General features: G+C 54.1%; 20 protein-coding genes and 1 tRNA gene. 11 read left to right on the top strand and 10 right to left on the bottom strand.

The window, feature by feature from the left end; all coding sequences use genetic code 11:
- Nucleotides 1-4: 4 nt before the first annotated feature.
- From PFRI_RS15585 to PFRI_RS15565, 5 genes are all read right to left on the bottom strand, one after another.
- The gene (locus PFRI_RS15585) at nucleotides 5-1240 is read right to left on the bottom strand and encodes an aspartate kinase (RefSeq protein ID WP_072631627.1); all 1236 of its coding nucleotides are present in this window, start codon (nucleotides 1238-1240) and stop codon (nucleotides 5-7) included.
- Between the two features lie 90 nt (nucleotides 1241-1330).
- A complete protein-coding gene (locus tag PFRI_RS15580) occupies nucleotides 1331-1972 on the bottom strand; it encodes an SDR family NAD(P)-dependent oxidoreductase (RefSeq protein ID WP_072631626.1) in 642 nt (213 codons plus the stop codon).
- Nucleotides 1972-2415: a DUF1178 family protein gene (locus PFRI_RS15575; protein ID WP_072631625.1), complete on the bottom strand. Its 444-nt coding sequence runs from the start codon at nucleotides 2413-2415 to the stop codon at nucleotides 1972-1974. The genes PFRI_RS15580 and PFRI_RS15575 overlap by 1 nt, the downstream gene beginning before the upstream one ends.
- 41 nt (nucleotides 2416-2456) lie before the next feature.
- Nucleotides 2457-2945 carry an NUDIX hydrolase gene (locus tag PFRI_RS15570; RefSeq protein ID WP_072631624.1) on the bottom strand — a complete coding sequence of 163 codons (489 nt, stop codon included), beginning with the start codon at nucleotides 2943-2945 and terminating at the stop codon, nucleotides 2457-2459.
- Nucleotides 2946-3021: 76 nt separating this feature from the next.
- The gene (locus PFRI_RS15565; RefSeq protein WP_175549264.1) at nucleotides 3022-4167 is read right to left on the bottom strand and encodes a 3-deoxy-D-manno-octulosonic acid transferase; all 1146 of its coding nucleotides are present in this window, start codon (nucleotides 4165-4167) and stop codon (nucleotides 3022-3024) included.
- A 76-nt stretch (nucleotides 4168-4243) separates the two neighbouring features.
- Between PFRI_RS15565 and modA the strand changes: the two genes are divergently transcribed.
- The 4 genes from modA (at nucleotide 4244) to PFRI_RS15545 (ending at nucleotide 7058) form a co-directional block, all read left to right on the top strand.
- Nucleotides 4244-5116 (top strand): molybdate ABC transporter substrate-binding protein, encoded by an 873-nt coding sequence (modA, locus tag PFRI_RS15560; protein ID WP_084649724.1) that lies wholly within the window; start codon nucleotides 4244-4246, stop codon nucleotides 5114-5116.
- Nucleotides 5113-5805, top strand: coding sequence for a molybdate ABC transporter permease subunit (modB, locus tag PFRI_RS15555; RefSeq protein ID WP_072631622.1), 693 nt, complete (start codon nucleotides 5113-5115; stop codon nucleotides 5803-5805). Before modA ends, modB begins: the two co-directional genes overlap by 4 nt.
- The gene (gene modC, locus PFRI_RS15550) at nucleotides 5802-6890 is read left to right on the top strand and encodes a molybdenum ABC transporter ATP-binding protein (protein ID WP_072631621.1); all 1089 of its coding nucleotides are present in this window, start codon (nucleotides 5802-5804) and stop codon (nucleotides 6888-6890) included. Before modB ends, modC begins: the two co-directional genes overlap by 4 nt.
- Before the next feature lie 91 nt (nucleotides 6891-6981).
- Nucleotides 6982-7058: transfer RNA gene (locus tag PFRI_RS15545), tRNA-Met, on the top strand.
- Between the two features lie 21 nt (nucleotides 7059-7079).
- Here PFRI_RS15545 and PFRI_RS15540 read toward each other — a convergent pair.
- Genes PFRI_RS15540 through PFRI_RS15520 form a run of 5 tightly spaced genes read right to left on the bottom strand, consistent with a single transcriptional unit; the run spans nucleotide 7080 to nucleotide 13045 of the window.
- Nucleotides 7080-8567, bottom strand: coding sequence for an AMP-binding protein (locus tag PFRI_RS15540; protein WP_072631620.1), 1488 nt, complete (start codon nucleotides 8565-8567; stop codon nucleotides 7080-7082).
- Nucleotides 8564-9967, bottom strand: a complete 1404-nt coding sequence (gene sauS / locus PFRI_RS15535; RefSeq protein ID WP_072631619.1) for an acylating sulfoacetaldehyde dehydrogenase — start codon at nucleotides 9965-9967, stop codon at nucleotides 8564-8566. Before sauS ends, PFRI_RS15540 begins: the two co-directional genes overlap by 4 nt.
- Nucleotides 9968-10026: 59 nt before the next feature.
- The gene (locus PFRI_RS15530) at nucleotides 10027-10995 is read right to left on the bottom strand and encodes a tripartite tricarboxylate transporter substrate binding protein (RefSeq protein ID WP_072631618.1); all 969 of its coding nucleotides are present in this window, start codon (nucleotides 10993-10995) and stop codon (nucleotides 10027-10029) included.
- A 56-nt stretch (nucleotides 10996-11051) separates the two neighbouring features.
- Entirely contained in the window at nucleotides 11052-11516 is a 465-nt protein-coding gene (locus PFRI_RS15525; protein ID WP_072631617.1) for a tripartite tricarboxylate transporter TctB family protein, read from the bottom strand.
- A gap of 2 nt (nucleotides 11517-11518) precedes the next feature.
- On the bottom strand, nucleotides 11519-13045 hold the full coding sequence (locus PFRI_RS15520; protein ID WP_072631616.1) for a tripartite tricarboxylate transporter permease: 1527 nt from the start codon (nucleotides 13043-13045) through the stop codon (nucleotides 11519-11521).
- 101 nt (nucleotides 13046-13146) lie between these two features.
- Between PFRI_RS15520 and PFRI_RS15515 the strand changes: the two genes are divergently transcribed.
- The 7 genes from PFRI_RS15515 to PFRI_RS15485 all read left to right on the top strand — a co-directional run bounded on the left by PFRI_RS15515 (nucleotide 13147) and on the right by PFRI_RS15485 (nucleotide 20204).
- Complete coding sequence (locus PFRI_RS15515; RefSeq protein WP_072631615.1) at nucleotides 13147-14175, top strand: LacI family DNA-binding transcriptional regulator; 1029 nt, start codon at nucleotides 13147-13149, stop codon at nucleotides 14173-14175.
- 83 nt (nucleotides 14176-14258) lie between these two features.
- Nucleotides 14259-15269 (top strand): C4-dicarboxylate TRAP transporter substrate-binding protein, encoded by a 1011-nt coding sequence (locus PFRI_RS15510; protein ID WP_072631614.1) that lies wholly within the window; start codon nucleotides 14259-14261, stop codon nucleotides 15267-15269.
- Between the two features lie 81 nt (nucleotides 15270-15350).
- Nucleotides 15351-15980, top strand: a complete 630-nt coding sequence (locus tag PFRI_RS15505; RefSeq protein WP_072631613.1) for a TRAP transporter small permease subunit — start codon at nucleotides 15351-15353, stop codon at nucleotides 15978-15980.
- Nucleotides 15980-17380, top strand: coding sequence for a TRAP transporter large permease (locus PFRI_RS15500; protein ID WP_072631612.1), 1401 nt, complete (start codon nucleotides 15980-15982; stop codon nucleotides 17378-17380). The genes PFRI_RS15505 and PFRI_RS15500 overlap by 1 nt, the downstream gene beginning before the upstream one ends.
- A gap of 21 nt (nucleotides 17381-17401) precedes the next feature.
- The gene (gene glpK, locus PFRI_RS15495) at nucleotides 17402-18886 is read left to right on the top strand and encodes a glycerol kinase GlpK (protein ID WP_072631611.1); all 1485 of its coding nucleotides are present in this window, start codon (nucleotides 17402-17404) and stop codon (nucleotides 18884-18886) included.
- A 40-nt stretch (nucleotides 18887-18926) separates the two neighbouring features.
- The gene (locus PFRI_RS15490; protein WP_072631610.1) at nucleotides 18927-19724 is read left to right on the top strand and encodes a thymidylate synthase; all 798 of its coding nucleotides are present in this window, start codon (nucleotides 18927-18929) and stop codon (nucleotides 19722-19724) included.
- Nucleotides 19725-19727: 3 nt separating this feature from the next.
- A complete protein-coding gene (locus PFRI_RS15485) occupies nucleotides 19728-20204 on the top strand; it encodes a dihydrofolate reductase (RefSeq protein ID WP_072631609.1) in 477 nt (158 codons plus the stop codon).
- The last annotated feature ends 196 nt before the right edge of the window (nucleotides 20205-20400 follow it).

Here is a 20400-nt window from a genome sequence, read left to right as displayed (position 1 = left end):
GGAATCAGGCTTTTTCTAACTCGAATGCATCATGAAGCGCTTGCACTGCGAGTTCCATGTATTTGCGATCCACCAGAACCGATATTTTAATTTCTGAGGTCGCGATCACTTTGATGTTCACACCTTCGTCGCTGAGCGTTTTGAACATTTTTGCCGCTACGCCAGATTGCGAGCGCATTCCAATCCCGACCGCGGAAATCTTGGCAACATCCGTGTCTGCAATCAGATCGTGATAGTTGATGTCACCTGCCGTTTTCGCGTCTTCCATTGCCTTTTCCGCCCGCTTCACCTGATCCGTGGGGCAAGAGAAGGTCATATCCGTACGCCCATCTTCGGCAATGTTTTGAATAATCATGTCCACGTTCACACCCGCGTCTGACAACGGCCCAAAGATCGCCGCAGCAATTCCGGGGCGATCCGCAACTGAAACGAGGGTCATTTTTGCTTCATCGCGGCTGTAGGCGATGCCTGAAACGACGTTGGATTCCATGATTTCCTCCTCGGCGCAAACCAATGTGCCAGCTTCATCAGATTGTTCTTCAAACGAGCTTAAGACCCGCAATTTCACTTTGTACCGCATCGCCAATTCAACGGAACGGGTCTGCAAGACTTTCGCGCCTAGACTTGCGAGTTCCAGCATTTCCTCGAAGGCGATCTTGTCGAGTTTTCGGGCTTTGTCAGTGATGCGTGGATCGGTTGTGTAAACACCATCAACATCCGTGTAGATATCGCAACGTTCTGCATCAAATGCTGCGGCAAAGGCGACAGCCGTCGTATCAGAGCCACCGCGCCCAAGCGTTGTGATGCGACCCTCTGGGCTAACACCTTGAAAACCAGCCACCACAGCAACGCGGTCGCCGCTTGCGAACTTCGCACGGATGTTGTCGTCAGGGATCTCTTCGATCCGTGCTGCGGAATGTGCAGATGTGGTCTTCACAGGCACTTGCCAGCCTTGCCAAGAGCGTGCGGGCACGTCCATCTCTTGCAAAGTCAGCGCCATCAAGCCCGCGGTGACGTTCTCACCAGAGCTGACAATCGCGTCGTACTCACGCGCATCATAGAGCGGGGATGTTTCATTGACCCAGCCCACCAATTCATTGGTTTTGCCAGACATCGCAGAGACAATGACGATCACGTCATAGCCCTTGGCGACTTCAACGCCCACGCGTTTTGCGGCGCGTTTGATGCGGTCAAGATTGGCGACGGACGTGCCGCCGAATTTCATCACGAGAACGGGCATACCAGCGTCCTTGTTAGGAGAGTTTGGCCAGCATTTACGGCGCTATGCTTGCAAGGGCAAGGGGCGGTGATGATAACGCGTGCGCGCAGCTTAAAATGGCATCAATGCGCCGTCGTAATTCTCAAAAACACCCGTGTGGTCGCGCGAAAGCTTATCAAATCTTGCGATCAACCCTGTGGCTGAGGTCGCCGCATCAATATCTGCTTCGGCACCGCCCATATCAGTCTGAACCCAGCCCGGGTGATACGCGCCAACCGCGATGCCATCGCCTTTGAGGTCGATCGCAAGATTACAAGCAAGGTTCACGGCAGCCGCTTTGGATGCGCGATAGAGAAAAGCGTTGCCACCGGCGCGCTCGGAGGAGCCCATTTGCGACGCTATGATCGCCACTTTGGGGGCATCACTACGGCGTAGTGCGGGTAAAAGCGCTTGGATCGTATGAAAAACGCCAGTGACATTTACAGCAAATGTTTCGGCCCAAATTTGGGCTTCGTACCCGTTTTCGAGCGCATGACCTTTGTCGAGGTAAACGCCCGCGTTGCACACCAGAAGATCAAGCGCTGGTTCATAACTTGCCGCAAAGCTTTTAATCTGCTCGGAGTTGGTCACGTCAAGGACGGCACCTGTGCTGCCATCGCGTGAGGTGGCAAGCACCGTATCTCCACGCGCACGCATTTGCGATGTCATTTGCGCGCCAATGCCGCGATTGCCGCCTGTCAAAATAACCTGCATCAGTTGTCCTTTCCTGAGGGTCGAAATGGAAGCGGAAGCACGGGCACGCCGTCCTCCACCAGTTTTTTCGCCTCTTCTAAATTTGCTTCGCCGTAGATCGACGTTTCAGGCGCATCGCCGTTGTGCATCGCGCGTGCTTTTTTTGCGAATTCGCTACCCACATATTCACTGTTACTTTCGACCTTTTCACGCATTTCCGCGATCATTTGCTCTGCCGGTGTCGCGGGAGCCGACAATGGGCCGGGGCCTTTTGGACCGGATTGATCCGCGTTTTTGCGTGCAGGTCGTACGGCGGGGGCCATCAATACTTTGTTCACGTCCGCCACGCCACATACCGCGCAGGTCAACATTCGTGCGTTTTGCAACTTGTCAAACGCGCTTGCTGATTGGAACCAGCTTTCAAACTGGTGGTCATTGGAACATTTGAGGGCGTATTGGATCATAGCTCACTGATATAGAGTGAAAAAACTGCGGTCGAGAGATTTCAGCTTTTGCGGGCCTGTTTTGGATTAAAACTGCGAATGATGTGTGCGAGTTCCGGCTCGCTCACCCTTCGGGCAGCATCGGCCAAGCTGAACCATTTGCGTTTGCGCTGGCCGATTTCGCGATACCGATCGTGGATCGTTTTGACTTTCAAGCTATAGACAATCCCCACACAGGGGATCGCACGACCAGACACGTGATGCTTGGTGTAGGAATAAATTCCTAAGGATTCATTGCTCAGTTTGCCCTCGACGCCAGCTTCTTCCAAAGCTTCAATCGCAGCACTTTGCGCGGGTAACATTCCGTCTTGTGGCCACCCTTTGGGGATAATCCAACGTTTGGTACGACGCGATGTCACCAACAGGACTTCAGGCTTACCTTTGCGCAGACGATAACAGAGCGCAGCAAATTGCGTGCGCAGCCCTGTTTTCTTGGCACCCATCAAATCAATCGGTGCAAACGCTTTATCCTTGGCTCGATGCTCTTTCATAGAATTTATACCTTTGCCTCGTTTGCTCGTACGTGATGTCGCTGTTTTCTTGGCGATCTTATAGGACTTCATTGTATCAGTTTTTTGACAATTGTCGAAGGGCAGACAGAACATCCTCTAAGGAATGGGTTTGATCAAGTGCCTTTCGGGCGTTTTGAACCTGAGTTTCGGCCGCATTGGGGGCAAGCAACGCAAGTACGCTGCGCGCAATTTCATGTTCATTTGAGCATAAAATGGCACCTTGGTGCTCTGCAAGTGCACCGTAAGGTTCCGTAAAGTTTTCAAAATGCGGACCGTGCAAAATGGCACAATCATGAGCAAGCGGCTCGAACGGTGTATGCCCCCCTTTCGCAACCAAAGACCCCGCCACGAAGCAAATGTTTGCGCGCGCATACCAACTGTCCATCTCGCCCAAAGTATCCGCAATGTAGAGTTCACTTGCTTGATCCAAGCTCTCGCCCTTGCTGCGCTGAGTTGCCTTCAAACCGAGCCGGTGTGCTATTTTTGCGATCTCGTCACCGCGCTTCGGATGACGTGGAGCTAGGATCATTTTCGTGTTTGGCGCACTTTTTAAGACCTGTTTATGAGCGTTAAGAAGGACGGCATCCTCGCCCTCATGGGTGGATGCCGGGAGCCAAGTCGTGTCACGATCTGGAACTGGATGTGGTGTCTTGTGTTGGGATGCTTGGTAAAAAGATTTCATCGCGATATGAGGGCCAAACGACCGCGCGCCCAAGCTCTTCAACCGCTGTCGCGACGCTGAGTCTTGTGCGCAGACGAGGTCAAAACTCCCGAAAACGCGCGATGCTAACCCGTTGAAACGATGCCAGCCTTTGGCGCTTTTTTCCGAAATACGGCCACCTACTAGGGCAACTGGTATGTGCGCCATTTTGAGCGCACCCAAACGGTTCGGCCAAAAGTCAGCTTCGAACAGCGCGAACAGGCGCAGGTCCATTTTGCGAATAATTCGGCGCTGCACCCGAGCGAGATCAATCGGAGCAAGGCGACAATCAGCGTTCTTTAGATCCCAGCTTTGCACAAGGTGCTTGCCGCTGATGCTATTGCAGGTAATCAACAAGGCATTGTCATCGGCAAGTTTTTCAATGATCGGACGGGCGGCTGCGAGTTCACCGTTGGATGCCGCGTGGCTCCAAACGACGTGGCCTTTTGGAAGAACAGACCAAAGCCCCAGCCGTTCGCGAAAATCTGCAAAGCTTTCCACGCGGCGAAGTACCCTTATAAGCAAAGCGAGCACCAAAAACGGCAGTGCGAGCGTGAATAAGCATCGGTAGAGCAGCATGGAAAATACGATCTTTCACATTCGGGTTTGTGCATTCAGCCCTAGCGTGCGGGCGCAAAGCAAGCAAGCGCTTGCACCCGTTGGCGCCATTCGAAATAGTCGCGCTATGATGTCACTTCGCCCTTTGATATTCGCGCTTTGCACAAGTGCCACGCTTGCTGCGCCGATTGGGGCAGAGCCCGTGACGATCTTTGCCGCGTCAAGTTTGAAGACCGCGCTGGATAATGTGATTGAAACGCGCGCTTTGGACGCGGTGCCTGTCTATGGTGGCAGCGCTGCAATCGCGCGGCAAATTGCTCAAGGTGCAAAGGCAGACATTGTCATTCTTGCACACCCCGATTGGATGGAATGGCTTTCAACGCAAGAGGTGTTGCAAAATTTGAGCCGTTGCAATCTTTTGAGCAACGCTTTGGTTCTCGCGGCATCTGCGAACGCGCCTGATTTGGACGTGCAATCAGCAAACGATCTCATCACGGCGTTGAACGGCGAACGTCTGTCCGTAGGCCAGTTACGCGCGGTTCCTGCCGGACAATATACGCGGACCTACTTGAGCGAGCAGGGCTGGCTCGATGCGCTGCGGCCACATCTCGCTGAAACGTCGAATGTGCGTTTGGCCTTGGCATTAATTGCGCGCGGTGAAGTGCCGCTTGGCTTTGTGTATGCCAGCGATGTCGCTGCCGAGCCACGTGTGCGTGCCGTCTTTACGCCTGATGCCATGGCGTATCCCGCAATTCGTTACCCCATGGCGATCACCACTAACGCGCGCGAGGGAAGCGTAGACATCGCCAAAGCGTTGATTGCCGCACAACAGGTATTTGCGGAACAAGGTTTTGCAAATGTACCAACTCAAGAAACAGGACGCTGCGAATGATCCTGAGCGCCGCTGAATGGGCGATTGTCACGCTGTCCTTGCGCATTGCTTTGGTTGCCACGCTGCTCAGCTTGCCATTCGCAATTTGGATCGCATGGCTTTTGGCGCGACGCGACTTTTTCGGAAAGTCCACACTCAATATCATCGTGCATCTCCCTTTGGTCCTGCCCCCTGTTGTCACGGGCTACGCGCTCTTGCTGTTGTTCGGCAAACAAGGACCATTTGGAGAGGTGTTTGAAACGCTTTTCGGCATTACCTTTGCTTTCCGCTGGACCGGAGCGGCGCTCGCGGCGGCAATCATGGGATTCCCCTTAATCGTGCGCGCGATCCGCTTGGGGTTTGAGGGGGTCGATCATGGTCTAGAAGAGGCTGGCGCGACGCTGGGCGCTTCCAAACGCGCAGTGTTCAGACGGGTGACTTTACCACTTATCACGCCTGCTTTGCTGACTGGGGCGGTGCTCGGCTTTGCCAAAGCAATGGGCGAATTTGGCGCTACGATCACTTTTGTCGCTTCAATTCCCGGTCAAAGCGAAACTTTGCCTTCTGCGATTTACACGTTGTTACAAGTGCCTGGCGGCGAAGCGGATGCGCTGCGCTTGATTGCGATATCGGTGGCCGTTTCAGTGCTGGCTTTGGCAATATCTGAAGTCCTTGCAAGGCGCGCGCTGCAGCGGGTGTCAGGGCAATGAGTTTAGACGTTGATATCCAAGCGACACTAGGACGTTTCAAACTTGATGCGCAGCTTCAGGCAGGGCAGGGCGCAACAGTTATTTATGGACGCTCCGGAAGCGGGAAAACCAGCCTGATCAATGCGATCGCTGGACTGTCTCGCCCTCAAAGCGGGCGCATTACCCTTGATGAACAGGTGTTGTTTGATGCCGCTTTAGGTATCAACGTCCCCGTACATCTACGCCGTATCGGCTATGTTTTCCAAGACGCGCGTTTGTTTCCTCACTTAAATGTGGCCGATAATCTCGATTTTGGGACACGCTATGCAGACGCTTCGTTGGGTAAAAACCACCGCAAAACGGTTATAGAGATGCTGGGGATTGGTGCTCTGATGCAGCGCCGACCTGGCGCGCTTTCGGGTGGCGAAAAACAGCGTGTAGCCCTTGGTCGCGCATTGCTCACTGCGCCGCGTTTGTTGTTGCTCGATGAGCCGCTTGCAGCGCTTGATACGCAGCGCAAAGAAGAAATTCTGCCCTATTTCGAACGCCTGCGCGCGCAAGGTGGCCCGCCTATGATCTATGTCACCCATGATATGAGCGAAATTGTGCGCCTTGCGGATCATTTGTGCGTTTTGCGTGATGGTAAAAGCGTAGCGCAAGGCACCGCCGAGGATGTTCTAGCCGATCCTGCAAATATGAAGCTGATCGGCGTGCAAGATGCAGGGGCTTTGATAACTGGCGTCGTTGATCACCATGCCAGCGATGGATTGAGTGGGATACGTCTGAGTGCTGGCATGCTCTTTGTGCCGCGAATGGCGGTCACTGTTGGTACGTCAGTGCGCATCCGCATCCGCGCGCAAGATGTGATTTTGTCCCTGAGCGAACCAAAAGACATGTCGAGCCAAAATGTGTTGCCTGCAAAAATTACAGCGATCCGCGAGGGGGCAAGTTCTGGATTTGCAATTGCGCTGAGCTGTGGGACAGATCGTTTGTTGGCGCGTATCACAGCACGTGCGCTTGCGCAGATGGAGCTAAAAGTCGGGCAAAACATATGGGCCGTTCTGAAAGCGAATGCGATGCCTCCAAATGCAATCGCACCAAGCTAAATCTAGGTTACATCCTAGTGACGAATTTCGCCGATATCTGTGCGTTTCTAACTTGACGGACGTTTTCCAGTCCAGTATCCGACGCCCTGTTGGCGATGTAGCTCAGTTGGTTAGAGCAGCGGAATCATAATCCGCGTGTCCGGGGTTCAAATCCCTGCATCGCCACCACCCATTCAAAGATCTATGCGGCTAAAGCAGATCGACCAGTTTCAATCGCTGGATTTTCCCAGACGGCCCCTTGGGCAGTTCATCCAACAAATAAATCATATCCGGTGCTTTGAATTTCCCGAGCTTCGCGACGCAAAGCGCTTTCAACTCGTCCATCGCTAATGTGGAGCCATCACTGAGGCTTACGGCCGCTTCAACGCGTTCTCCATAGCTTTTGCAGGGGCGTGCAAACGCGGCTGCTTCGACTACATCTGGATGTGCATAGAGCGCTTCATCAATCTCGCGCGGCGCGATGTTTTCGCCGCCTTTGATGATTAATTCCTTGAGGCGTCCGGTCACGAAAACATAACCGTCGTTGTCCATGCGCCCCAAGTCACCTGTGCGCAGCCACTCGCCTGCGAAGGTCGCAGCGGTAGCTTCTGGATTGTGCAAATATTCCAAGAGCGTGTTAGGCCCGCGCACTGCAATTTCGCCTTCAGATCCGCGCGCGGCTTCGCTGAGATCGCTGTTCAAAATGCTAACCTCATTGCCATAAGCTTTGCCGGGAGAGCCGATTTTGCGCGCCTCAGAGTCGAGCGGGTTAGACAGAATTTGAGCGGCGGTTTCTGTAAGGCCCATCGTTTCGATGATCGGAACACCAAAGCGCGATTCGAACGCTGTGTGGGTTTCAACGGCCAGTGCGGAAGAGGCGGAGCGCCCAAAGCGCAAGCGCTTGCGCAATGTGGTGCTGGGCGCTGTTTCGCCGTGAAGCAAATGGCTGATAATCGTTGGCACCACGGAAAACCATGTGATTTCAGCCGCTTCAGCCTGTTGCCAGAACTTTGAGGTAGAAAAACGCGACACCATTGCGAGCGAACCGCCAGACACAAGCGCACCCATAACCGTGACGCAAAGGCCGTTGATATGATAAATCGGTAGCACACAAAATCCGCGGTCTTGCGGTGCAAGGGCGTGCGCAATTGCTGTGGTCCAACCGCCTGCAAGCAAGCTCGCCTGCGTGTGCACCACTCCTTTGGGGCGGCCAGTGGTGCCAGATGTGTACATCAACAAAGCGTGGTCATTTGATGTGATGTCGTAAAGCTCTGCTGTACCATTCAAGTCACTGCTATCAAGCGCGGATATCTCGCTAGATCCCGCGGATTTGAAGGTTTCGCGCTGATCGTCATGTACCAATGCAAAGCGCGCGCCAGAATGCTCGAGTGCGTAGCCAATCGCATCGGGGCCAGCGGCGAGGTTGATCATCGTCGCGCGAAATCCACCGTATAGCGCTGCGTAAAGCGCAACGACCCCGTCGCGCCCATTTGGGTGGATAATCGCGAGGCTTTCGCCTTTTGCGATACCGTGCGCGGTAAGGCTTTGAGCAAGGGTTCTCGCCGCCTCGCGCAGTTCAGCCCAGCTGAGGGTTTCATCAGTTTCGGGGAAAACAAAGGCCGTGCCACCCACGCGCGCACGTGCATCGAGCCAGTCGCGAACCGTGCCTTCGGGGGGCTTGTTCTGGCTTAGGATCACTTGCCAACCTCAGCCCAATAGTCGCCAAAGATCTCCTCAAGCGCGGGTTCACGCGTAGGGATTTCGCGCACGATTTTAGTGGTTTGCAGGAAATGCTTCCAATGCAAATTGTCATCGATCGAGTTACCCCCCCAAGAGCCACAACCCATTGAGAGCGAAAAGGGCATGCCATTATTGAACGCGCCACCAGTTGCAAAACAATGCGCTTGGTTGATGATCACACGGCAAGTGGGAATGGCGTTGGCGAGTTGCATCGCGTGGGCCTCATCCGTGCTGTGCAAGCCGACAGAATGGCCTGCGCCCATGTGGAGTTGAATGCGTCGCGTGGTGGCGACGGCATCATCAAAGTTTGAAGCGCGGTAAAAGGCGAGCACGCGGCTGAGCTTTTCGCCAGAAAGCGGATGATCAGGGCCGATACCTGTGGTTTCCACGGCGACATATTCGGTGTTCTCAGGGACCTCATCGCCAAGGTTCAAAGCCGCAATCATCTTGTCCGCGTCCTGCGCAATTGCTTCACGATTAAAATGCCCGTCTGGCCAGAGTGCTTTCACGATGCGGGCTTCATCTTTGATCACCACGCCACCCGTTTTAGCCATTTCAGCCACGAAAGCATCATAGATCGCATCGACCACAACAACGGAATTCTCGGACGAACAAGAGGTGGCGTTATCGAAGGTTTTAGAGGCTTTGATCTTTTCTGCCGCGGCTTTCAAATCAGCCGTTTCATCGACGATCACGGTGACATTGCCAGCACCAACCGCAACCGCAGGGGTGCCGCAGGTGTAGGCGCGTTTCACGTTGTTTTGCGAGCCCGTGACGACGACCAAATCGGCCTGCTCTAGCAATCTTTGCGTTTGTTCTTTGGAACCACGCCCCGGAACCATCATCACCAGATCACGATCCAAACCGATCTTGTCGAATTCGGCATAGATATGTTCCAGCAGTCTTTCCATCGTTGGAACACCTTTGGGCGAAGGCGACAGCACAATTGCATTGCCGCATTTCAGCGCGTTGATGATGTTGTTCGCAGGCGTCGCACCCGGATTGGTCGAGGGCACGACAGCACCGATCAAACCAATGGGGCGCGCAATCGTCGTGATGCCAGTCTCGGCGTCGTCGGAAATCACGCCATAGGTCGGCACATCCTTGATATCGCGCATCAAACCAAGCGTCTTACGGTGGTTCTTTGTTATCTTGTCAGGCACGTTGCCAAGACCTGTGGTCTGCACAGAAAGCTCTGCAAGGGCTTTGTTGCGGGTTGGCTCCATGATGGCCCAAGCCACGGCTTTGGCGGCACTGTCATAGAGCGCTTGACTGCCACTCGCCTCGTAGCGGACCTGCGCTGCGCGTGCGCGCGCGATCACGGCGTCGAGTTGAGCGATGGGATCAAGAGCAGTCATAGGAATTCCTTTGGACAGAGAAGAGCAAGGCGCAAGTTCAGCGCCCTGCTCTAGAGTGATTAAAGACCTGCGAGCAGCTCTTTCAGTGTTGCTTCACGTGCGGCCCACATTTCAAGAACCTCTTCGCGGTTCATAACGTGCATAGGTGAGCCGCCTGCTTTCATTTTGCCCGCTACGCGACCATTTTCGAACATTGCTGGAACGGATGCTGCGAGCTTGTCGATGATGCCTTGTGGTGTGCCTTTTGGCACCATCACACCGCGAAAGTTCACAGAGGCGTTGTCGATATCGAACCCTTGTTCTTTTAACGTTGGTACGTCTGGCAGGAACTCGTTGCGCTCAAGATCAAACACGCCGAGGATTTTGACGTTGCCTGCCGCAGCCGCGCGGAATGCGTCAGACAGGTTGTTGACGCCGCCCATGACTTCACCCGCGATCACGGATTTCATAGCGCCGGCACCACCTGCGTTGGATGGGATATAGGCCATCTTTACACCAGCCGCTTTCTCAAGCTGGAGCGCTGCGATGTGGTGACCCACAAACAGGCCCGCGCCAGAAAATGTCAGCTTGCCGGGGTTCGCTTTTGCAAAGTCCACAACGTCGGTCATAGAGTTCATTTCGCTATCTGCTCCAACGACGAAAACAGCCGGGTCAGCGCCCCAGTTTGCGATTGGCTCAAAGCTGTCCGCAGAATATTCTACGCCGCCTTTGATGGACTGCGCGATGAAGTGTGGCACGTTGTATGCACCCAGCGTGTAGCCGTCTGCTTCGGCCTGCGTTGCGAGCCAGTTCCAACCGACGCGTCCACCTGCACCGGGCTTGTTGATGATCGCGATGGGCATGCCAAGCGCGTCTTCATTTCCAGCCGTCATCGTCACAATGCGCGCTTGGAAATCTGTGGCACCGCCAGCGCCGTAGCTGACCATCATCATGACGGGACGCTCAGGATAGTTGGCGTGGCCGTCCGCATAAGCTGTTCCGGTCAGGCCCATAAGCGCGATTGCCGCGCCTGCGAATAGATTTTTCATTGTTTAGTTCTCCCTAGGTTTAGATATGTGCCTGCCGCTCTTGCGGTTCAGGTCGGTCAAAAGAATATCTCTCGCGGTGTGTAGACATTGAGTAGCATCGCGAAGAGTCCGTACATGATAGCTAGAAAGCCAGCCGTAATAAGGGCGCGTTTGATCCAGCTTTTGATCTCGCCGTGCGGGGCAGGATCATAAAGGCTAAGCAGTACAAAGAAGGCGATTGTGGAGCTTGTGTAAAAGCCAAGCGCTTTGGCGGACCAAAAGATATAAACGAGCATCACCAGCAAACCCGGTGTGATGCGCGACATTGCCTCCATCGATAGGCCATTGCCGACCTTGGTTTTGCCCAAAATCGCTTTGCCAAAGGTCCAGATCGCCAGCACCGCAAACACGGTCGAGATGAGACGCGGAAAGGTAAACGCTTCGGCAGGTTGTTGCGTGTAACTTAGGTAGCAGACGGACATTCCAACGCCGGCGACGATGCCAGAAGCGATGATGTGCTGATTGCGGGGCAGATCGGCCATGATTACAGCGCCTCCTCTTTGTGGACAGCGTCGTCCTTGGTGGTGTAGCGGGCTTGGCGCAGCTCCATCCAAATCGAATAAACGATGGAGGCGATGACAACAGCGATCAGCGTGAGGTTCAGCGTGCCAGTCATGAAATAGGGGCCAAGGCCGTTGGTGGCGTTCGCGATCATCGAACCTTGCACGAAATTCGCCTCCGCGATGGGTCCAAGGATCAGGCCAAGCACCAAGGGAGCTGCGGAAAAGCCGAAGCGCTCAAGGAAATACATACCAATCCCAAGCGAGGCCATGACGTAGACATCGCCCATGGAATTCTGCACCGAATAGCTCCCAAAAAGCGCGAGGCCGAGGACCACAGCCGCCATGACCGAATGCGGAACCCGCGCCACGCTCGCGGCAAGGCCAGCGACATAGAGCCCAAAGATGCACATCAGGATCTGCCCGATCAGCATCGAGTTGATGAAAGTCCACGCCACATCAGGGTGATTGTCGAAAAGATCAGAGCCGGGGAAAATGCCATGGATCAACAGTCCGCCAAGTAGGACAGCAGCAGTGGGCGAACCGGGGATGGAGAGAGTGAGCAGTGGCACTAGACTTGGTCCGACCATCGCGTTGTTCGCGGCTTCTGCGGCGATCACGCCCTCGGAATGGCCCGTGCCGAACTTATCACGCTCAGGACTGAATTTTTTGGCTTGATCATACGCCACAAGCCCCGCGATCTGACCGCCCACACCAGGGATTAGGCCGATCACAGAGCCAATCGCTGTGCCAATGCCAAGGGCGCGCTTACGCTTTATCACTTCGCGGATTGAGTCCATGACGGGCTGTTTCTTGACCTCGATCACCTCTGCGGACGTATCGTTTCGCCCTTTCGCGAACATCGTGATGACTTGCGGAATAGCGAATAGACCGATCAAGGCGGGAATCACGTTAATGCCGCCGCTCACGGCTGGATGGAAGATAAAGCGCTGGGCACCCATGATGTCGTCAAAGCCGATGGTCGCCAGCCATAAACCGATGCAGCCGGACAGCAACCCTTTGACAACGCTGCTGGAATCGAGCGAGCCGATGATCGTGACGCCAAGGATTGCGAGCCAGAACAGATGCGATGGACCGAACGCCAACGCCCATTTAGCCAACACAGGTGTCAGGAAAATCAGCAGCATCACACCAAACACACCGCCAATTGCAGAAGAGATGAAAGAAAGTTGTAGCGCCTTCGCGCCTTCACCCTTTTGCGCCATCGTATGACCGTCGAGGGTGGTTGCGATGTTGGCAGGTGCGCCCGGAATTTTCAGCAAGATCGCTGAAACTGCGCCCCCCGCGACGGTCGATGTGTAGGCCGCGCCCAAGAGGATCAGACCTTGGGCGGCTTCAAGTTTGAAGGTAAAGGGGATAAGCAAAGCGACGGCCATGGTCGGTGAAAGACCAGGCGTTGCGCCAAGAATCAAACCGCCAATCGTACCGATAAGAAGCAGGCCGAAATTCACTGGCGTGAACACATCGCCGAAATAGAGCAGAAATTCCAAGCGTTTGCCTCCCCAGACACGAGCTCTGTTGACGTTTAACGCTAATCAATGAAAATAGTTTTGCAAATGTTTTCATAAAATGACTGAATTTGGGGTGTTAGGTGTCTGATAAGGATAAGAAAAAAGCGGATATCATTAGTGTCGCCAAGGCGGCAAAGGTCTCTGCTTCGACGGTGTCTCGTTACTTTAATCATCCTGAATTGCTGAAATCCTCGACCCGTCGCCGCATTGATTCCGCTGTGCGCAAGCAAGGCTACATCCGCAATCGCGCCGCGCAAACCATACATGGGATACGGTCTGGAACGATCGGTGTTCTTGTTCCGACGATTGATCACGCGATCTTTGCCGAGGTGGTGCAAGCCTTTTCCGACGCGGTTGAGACGCAGGGATTTACGATCTTGCTTGCCTCTCACGGATACAGCGCCAAGCAGGAATATGCGGTGCTGCGCAAGTTTTTAGAACATCGCGTGGACGGTGTGGTCCTGACGGGCTTAGAGCATGATGAGGCGGTGTTTCAACTGATCGAGAGCCAAGCCATTCCCGCAGTTTTGATTTGGAACCACAGCGAAGCCGCACGACTTCCTTGTATTGGTGCAGATAATCATCTGGCGGGGAGGTTGATTGCAGAGCATATTCTAAGCCTTGGTCACCGTGACATCGCCTGTATGTTTCCACCCGTGAGCGGCAATGATCGTGCTCAAGGCCGCAAGTTGGGTGTTATGGAGGCGCTCGCAAACGCGGGCGTTGAGGTTCGGCCAGAATGGCAATTGGAAACGGTCTATTCGATTTCTGCGTCCAAGCGCGATACGTCCGCACTTTTATCCCGCCAAAAACGGCCGAGCGCCATTATTTGCGGCAATGACATCCTTGCCACTGGCGCGCTTTATGGCGCGCAGGCTTGCGGGTTAAGCGTGCCTGCAAATGTGTCGATTGTCGGGATCGGCGATTTCAAAGGATCGTCAGAAATTGAGCCGCCGCTCAGCACTGTGCGCCTGCCCGCAGTGCGCATCGGGCAAGAGGCAGGTCAAGCGCTTGCCAACGCAATCACTCAGAAAGAAGCGGGCATTGCGAATTTGCATTGCATGCCGGAATTGGTCGTGCGCGCGTCCAGCGCAAGGTTCATGGCCTAACATTTAGCGAATTTCCACGAATCCCGTTGCGTCGAGCGGGGTGGACGTTAAGCTTTGCTCAATCAAAAAACTGGGAGAAGACTATGAAACACTTATCTGCAAAGCTCGTTGGCGCCGCCTTTATCGCATCTTTGGGTGCGGAAGCCGCTGCTACAGAATGGAACGTCTCTGTCTGGGGCAAGCGCCGCGCGTTCACCGAGCATGTTGAGAAACTGGCGGAACTCGTCTCTGAAAAGACCAATGGCGAGTTCACAATGAACGTCTCTTATGGTGGTCTGTCCAAGAACCGCGAGAACCTTGATGGTATCTCTATCGGCGCGTTCGAGATGGCGCAATTCTGTGCGGGCTATCACCGCGACAAGAACCGCGTGATCACAGTTCTGGAACTGCCTTTCTTGGGTGTTGAGAACTTAGAGCAGGAAGTCGCGGTTTCCAAAGCGGTTTACGCGCATCCAGCGGCAACAGAAGAAATGGCGCAGTGGAACGCAAAGCTTTTGATGACCTCGCCCATGCCACAGTATAACTTGGTTGGCACAGGCGAAGCACGCAAAACTTTGAGCGACTTTGAAGGCATGCGTGTGCGTGCAACAGGCGGTATCGGCAATGCGTTTGCAGCCGTTGGCGCGGTTCCAACATCGGTAACGGCGACAGAAGCTTATCAAGCGATGGAAGGCGGCGTTGTGGATACAGTCGCGTTCGCTCAGCACGCACACCTAAGCTTTGGCACGATCAACCAAGCGACTTGGTGGACGGCCAACCTGAACCCCGGCACGGTGAACTGCCCAGTTGTGGTGAATATCGACGCCTATGAGAGCTTGAGCGATGAGCACCGCGAAGCGCTCGATAGCTCTGTCCAGGAATCGTTGGATCACTACTTGGCGAACTATGCCGAGCTTTTGGGACGTTGGGATTCGGTATTGGCCGAGAAAAACGTTGAAAAAGTTGAGATTGCGGATGACGTAATCGCTGAGTTCCGCGCGAAAGCGGCTGATCCAATTCGCGATGAATGGATCAAAGACATGGAAGCGCAAGGCCTGCCAGGCCAAGAGCTTTATGATCTTGTCGTGAAAGCGCTTGCCGACGCGAAGATGTAAGTGAAGCGGGGAGGGGCGTGGGAAACCACGCACCCTTCTTTTGCATACCACTCAATTTCCTAACATTTCGGGATTAAACACATGGCAGGCTCCGCAGCCGTCCTTGAAGATTCCAGCTTGCTGAGCAGGCTCGACCGCACCCTTCTTCCGCTTGAGAAATTCTGCGCGCTGCTGAGCGGCCTCGCAATTTTTTCGCTGATGTTTTTGGCGGTTTATTCCGTCACGGGGCGTAAATTTTTCGCCTCTCCGATGATGGGTTATGTAGATTATATCGAAGCGGCGATGCCGATCATTGCGATCATGGGCGTGTCATACGTGCAGCGCGATGGGACGCATATTCGTATGGACATGCTCGTTTCTGTCTTGAAAGGTCGCGTGCTTTGGCTGTTTGAGCTGATCTCTGTTTTGTTGATTTTATTGCTGATCGTCGCGCTCACATGGGGCGCTTGGGAGCATTTTGATCGCTCCTTTGACTGTGCGAGACCACTTTGTAGTCGCGACAGTTCAATTGATGTGGGCATTCCGATCTGGCCGTCAAAACTTGTCGTGCCTTTTGCTTTCGCTATCCTGAGTGCACGCTTGATCTTGCAAGCTGTCGGCTACGGACGCGCCCTTGTGTTAGGTTTGGAAAATCCAGTGGCCGTGCCATTAACCTTAACTGTCGCGGAACAAGCTGAAATTGAAGCCAAATCTTTGATGGGAGAAGACTGATGGAACCCATTGAAATTGGCCTATGGGTCAGCGGCGGCATGCTGGTTTTTGTTCTGCTCGGTATGCGCGTGGCCTTCGCGGCAGGTCTCGCGGGATTTGTCGGTCTTGTCTGGCTGCGCTGGAACGGGTTTGACTATGACCCAGACCGGTTTTGGAAAGCTGTGGAAATCAGCGTCAAAGTTGCAGGCCTGACCCCGCATTCAAAGGTGTCAGCACAGGTTTTGAGCCTGATCCCAGTATTCATTCTGATCGGATATCTTGCCTATCACGCAAAGCTGACAGTCGCGCTCTTTGAAGCTGCAAAGCGTTGGATTGCTTGGGTTCCCGGCGGTCTTGCAGTTGCCACTGTTTTTGCCACGGCTGGCTTTGCCGCGGTGTCCGGTGCATCCGTTGCGACGGCCGCTGTTTTCGCCCGCATCGCCATCCCTGAGATGCTGAAAGTGGGTTATAACAAAGCCTTCGCAGCGGGCGTTGTCGCCGCAGGTGGTACGCTCGCGTCGCTTATTCCACCTTCCGCGATCCTCGTAATCTATGCGATTATCGTCGAACAGGACGTGGGAAAACTGCTGCTTGCAGGCTTTATTCCGGGTGTGTTTTCAGCGTTTGTTTATGCCATTCTGATTATCGGCCTTGCACTGGGGTTCAAGAATATCGGCCCGCCGGTGGGTGGTTTCACTTGGCGCGAACGCTTTGAATCCTTGCCGCCAGCGCTGCCCATTGTGGCCGTGGTCGTGATCATCATTTTCTTTGTCTACAACCCGTTCGGCGACGCATGGGGCACTGCTACAGAGGGCGGCGCAATTGGAGCCTTCATCATTTTCTGCATGGCGCTTTATCGCGGTATGCGCTGGGCGAAACTGAAAGAAGCACTGCTCGAGACTGCCAAACTGACAGTGATGATCTTTACAATCATCTGGGGCGTTTTGATCTATGTGCGCTTCTTGGGATTCGCGAAATTGCCGGTTGCGTTTTCGGACTGGATCACAGGGCTTGAGATGGCGCCTTTAACCATCCTGATCTGCATTTTGCTGGCCTATGCGGTGCTCGGCATGTTCATGGACGCGATTGGCATGCTTTTGCTGACCTTGCCTGTGGTTTACCCTGCGGTGATGGCATTGAACGGTGGTGAATTGGTGAGTGCCGCGGATAGTGCGTTTGGCATGTCTGGCCCCATGTGTGCGATCTGGTTCGGTATTTTGGTGGTGAAGATGGCGGAGTTTTGTTTGATCACCCCGCCCATTGGCCTTAATTGTTTTGTGGTTGCGGGCGTGCGTGATGATTTGACTGTTCAAGACGTCTTTCGCGGTGTGACCCCGTTCTTTATTGCTGATGGCATTACAATCGCATTGCTTGTGGCGTTTCCAGGCATCGTGCTTTGGCTGCCCTCGCTCGCTTCCTAAATTTAGATAACGGACGACTTCATGACCCATATTCTTGCGATTGACCAAGGCACGACCTCGACCCGCGCCATTCTTTTTGGCTCTGACATGGTCCCTGTTGCGTCGGCTCAGGAAGAGTTTGAACAGCACTTCCCACAAAGCGGTTGGGTCGAACATGAGGCCAGTGATCTGTGGTCCACAACCGCATCGACTTGTCGTGGGGCGATTGAAAAAGCTGGCATCAGCGCGGACGAGATTGCCGCGATTGGAATCACCAATCAGCGTGAAACTACAGTCATCTGGGATCGCAAAACCGGCAAAGCCATCCACCGCGCAATTGTTTGGCAGGACCGAAGAACGTCTGAGTTGTGCCAAACGTTGAAAGCGGCGGGGCATGAGCCGATGGTGACAGAGCGCACTGGCCTACTGCTTGATCCCTATTTCAGCGCGACAAAACTCAAATGGTTGCTCGACAATGTTGAAGGTGCGCGCGCACGTGCGGAGGCGGGCGAGCTGGCGTTTGGCACGATTGACAGTTGGGTGATTTGGAATCTAACGGGTGGCAAATCACATGTCACTGACGCCACCAACGCGGCGCGAACGATGCTCTATGATATTCGTAAAGGGCGCTGGTCAAAGACCATGTGCGATCTGCTTGATATCCCGATGAACATGCTGCCAGAAGTCAAAGATTGCGCAGCTAATTTTGGCGTCACGCGTGCTGATTTGTTTGGACGCGAGATCCCAATCTTAGGGGTTGCAGGTGATCAACAGGCGGCGACAGTGGGGCAGGCGTGTTTCAAGCCAGGGATGTTGAAGTCGACCTACGGCACTGGATGTTTTGCACTGCTAAATACTGGAGATGATCCCGTCACATCAAAGAATCGTCTATTAACAACAATCGCTTACCAGCTTGATGGTAAACCGACTTATGCGCTGGAAGGCTCAATCTTTATTGCGGGTGCCGTTGTGCAATGGCTGCGTGATGGATTGAAAATTATCCGTGATGCGAAAGAAACGCAGCCGCTCGCTGACAAAGCCGATGCAGGACAAGATGTCGTGCTTGTGCCAGCGTTCACAGGTCTTGGCGCGCCTTATTGGAACGCGGAATGTCGCGGCGCGATTTACGGTCTGACTCGAAATTCTGGCCCAGAAGAAATGGCAAAGGCCGCGTTGGAAAGTGTCGGGTTTCAGACGCGCGATTTGTTAGAGGCGATGCACGCGGATTGGCCGAATGCCGAAGATGCGGCGTTGCGTGTGGACGGTGGGATGAGCGCGTCGGACTGGGCGATGCAGTTCCTCTCTGATATCTTGGGCGCACCTGTGGATCGCCCTGAAGTGCTCGAAACCACAGCGCTTGGCGCTGCCTGGCTCGCTGGGCAACGCGCTGGAATTTATCCACCTATGGAAGAATTCGCCGCGACTTGGGCGTTGGAGCGTAAATTCGAGCCAAGCATGGATGAGGCCATGCGCGCGAAACGCTATGCGCGGTGGGGACGAGCGGTCCAAGCGACCTTGTCGGTCTGAGCCGCGCGCGTTAAGCACCGCGTATTCTGGGGAGAATGCCATGAAGCAGTATCATCAAGCCTTGCGCGACGTGTTGGAACTCGGCGTTCAGTCGACGGACCGCACCGGCACAGGCACGATCTCGCATTTTGGGATGCAATGCCGTTACCCAATGGCTGATGGGTTTCCTTTGGTCACGACTAAGAAGCTGCACCTGAAATCGATCATCCACGAACTGTTATGGTTCCTCGCAGGGGACACCAACATCAAGTATCTCAAAGACAATGGCGTCTCCATCTGGGATGAATGGGCCGATGAGAATGGTGATCTTGGTCCTGTTTATGGTTCGCAATGGCGTCGTTTTCCGGCACCTAACGAGAAAGGTCACATTGATCAAATCGTTGATCTTGTTGACGCGATCAAGAACACCCCAGACAGTCGCCGCCTGATCGTATCCGCGTGGAACCCCGCAGAAATCGCAGACATGGCGCTGCCGCCGTGCCACACGCTTTGGCAAGTGCGCATCGCGGGGGGCAAGCTGCACCTCCAGCTCTATCAACGCTCTGCTGATATGTTCCTTGGGGTGCCCTTCAACATCGCATCTTACGCGCTTTTGCTGCATATGCTTGCCCATGTGACGGGTTACGAGCCGGGCGATTTCATACATTCGATCGGCGATGCGCATATTTATTCCAACCATATGGAGCAGGTGCAAACGCAACTTGCACGTACCCCAAAAGCATTGCCCAAGCTACGGATCAAGCGTCAAGTCAGCTCAATCTTTGACTTCACATATGATGATTTTGAGATCATCGGCTACGGTCCTGATGCCGCGATTCGTGCACCCGTGGCGGTGTAGCGGATGATTTCTTTGGTAGTTGCACGCGACAAAAACGGGGCCATCGGCAAAGGCAATGAAATCCCTTGGTACGCGCCAGAGGATTTGCAATTCTTCAAACGCGAAACCCTTGGCGGCGCTATCATCATGGGGCGCAACACGTGGGACAGCCTGCCATTCAAGCCATTGAAGAACCGTTTGAACATCGTGGTCTCTTCGCAAAATTGTGGAGCAGAGCTGATTTGTAACAGTGTTACACAAGCTGTGGATGCGGCTTACGCGCAGGGCTATCGGCGTGTTTACGGGATTGGTGGCGCTGGGATTTATCGCGAAATGATTGAGATCGCAGACCGGCTTTTGATCACTGAGGTTGATTTAGAAGTGAACGATCCTGACGTCTTTTTCCCGGAAATTCCGCCAGAAAGCTGGCAAATCGTAGGTGAAACGCATTTGAGGCAGGATGCGCCAAGTTGCACAGTTTTTGAGTATTTGCGCAGTTAAGTCAGAGGAAAACCTTCGATTTGTTGGCAAAAGAATCACAGGTCCAGTGCGGAATGCCCTTCGAGAGGGCAAGTAACATTCGCTCAAATTGACTTAATTTTGCCGCATGTTACCTCTATACACAGAGTCCTCGAGCACCCGACTTTTGACGGGTTGACGTCTGACCGTAGAACGATTCAGCTAACCGCATGATCCG

It is taken from the genome of Planktotalea frisia (assembly GCF_001890925.1).
In the GTDB taxonomy this organism is placed as follows: Bacteria; Pseudomonadota; Alphaproteobacteria; order Rhodobacterales; family Rhodobacteraceae; genus Planktotalea; species Planktotalea frisia.
This window is presented reverse-complemented; position numbering and strand designations above follow the sequence as displayed.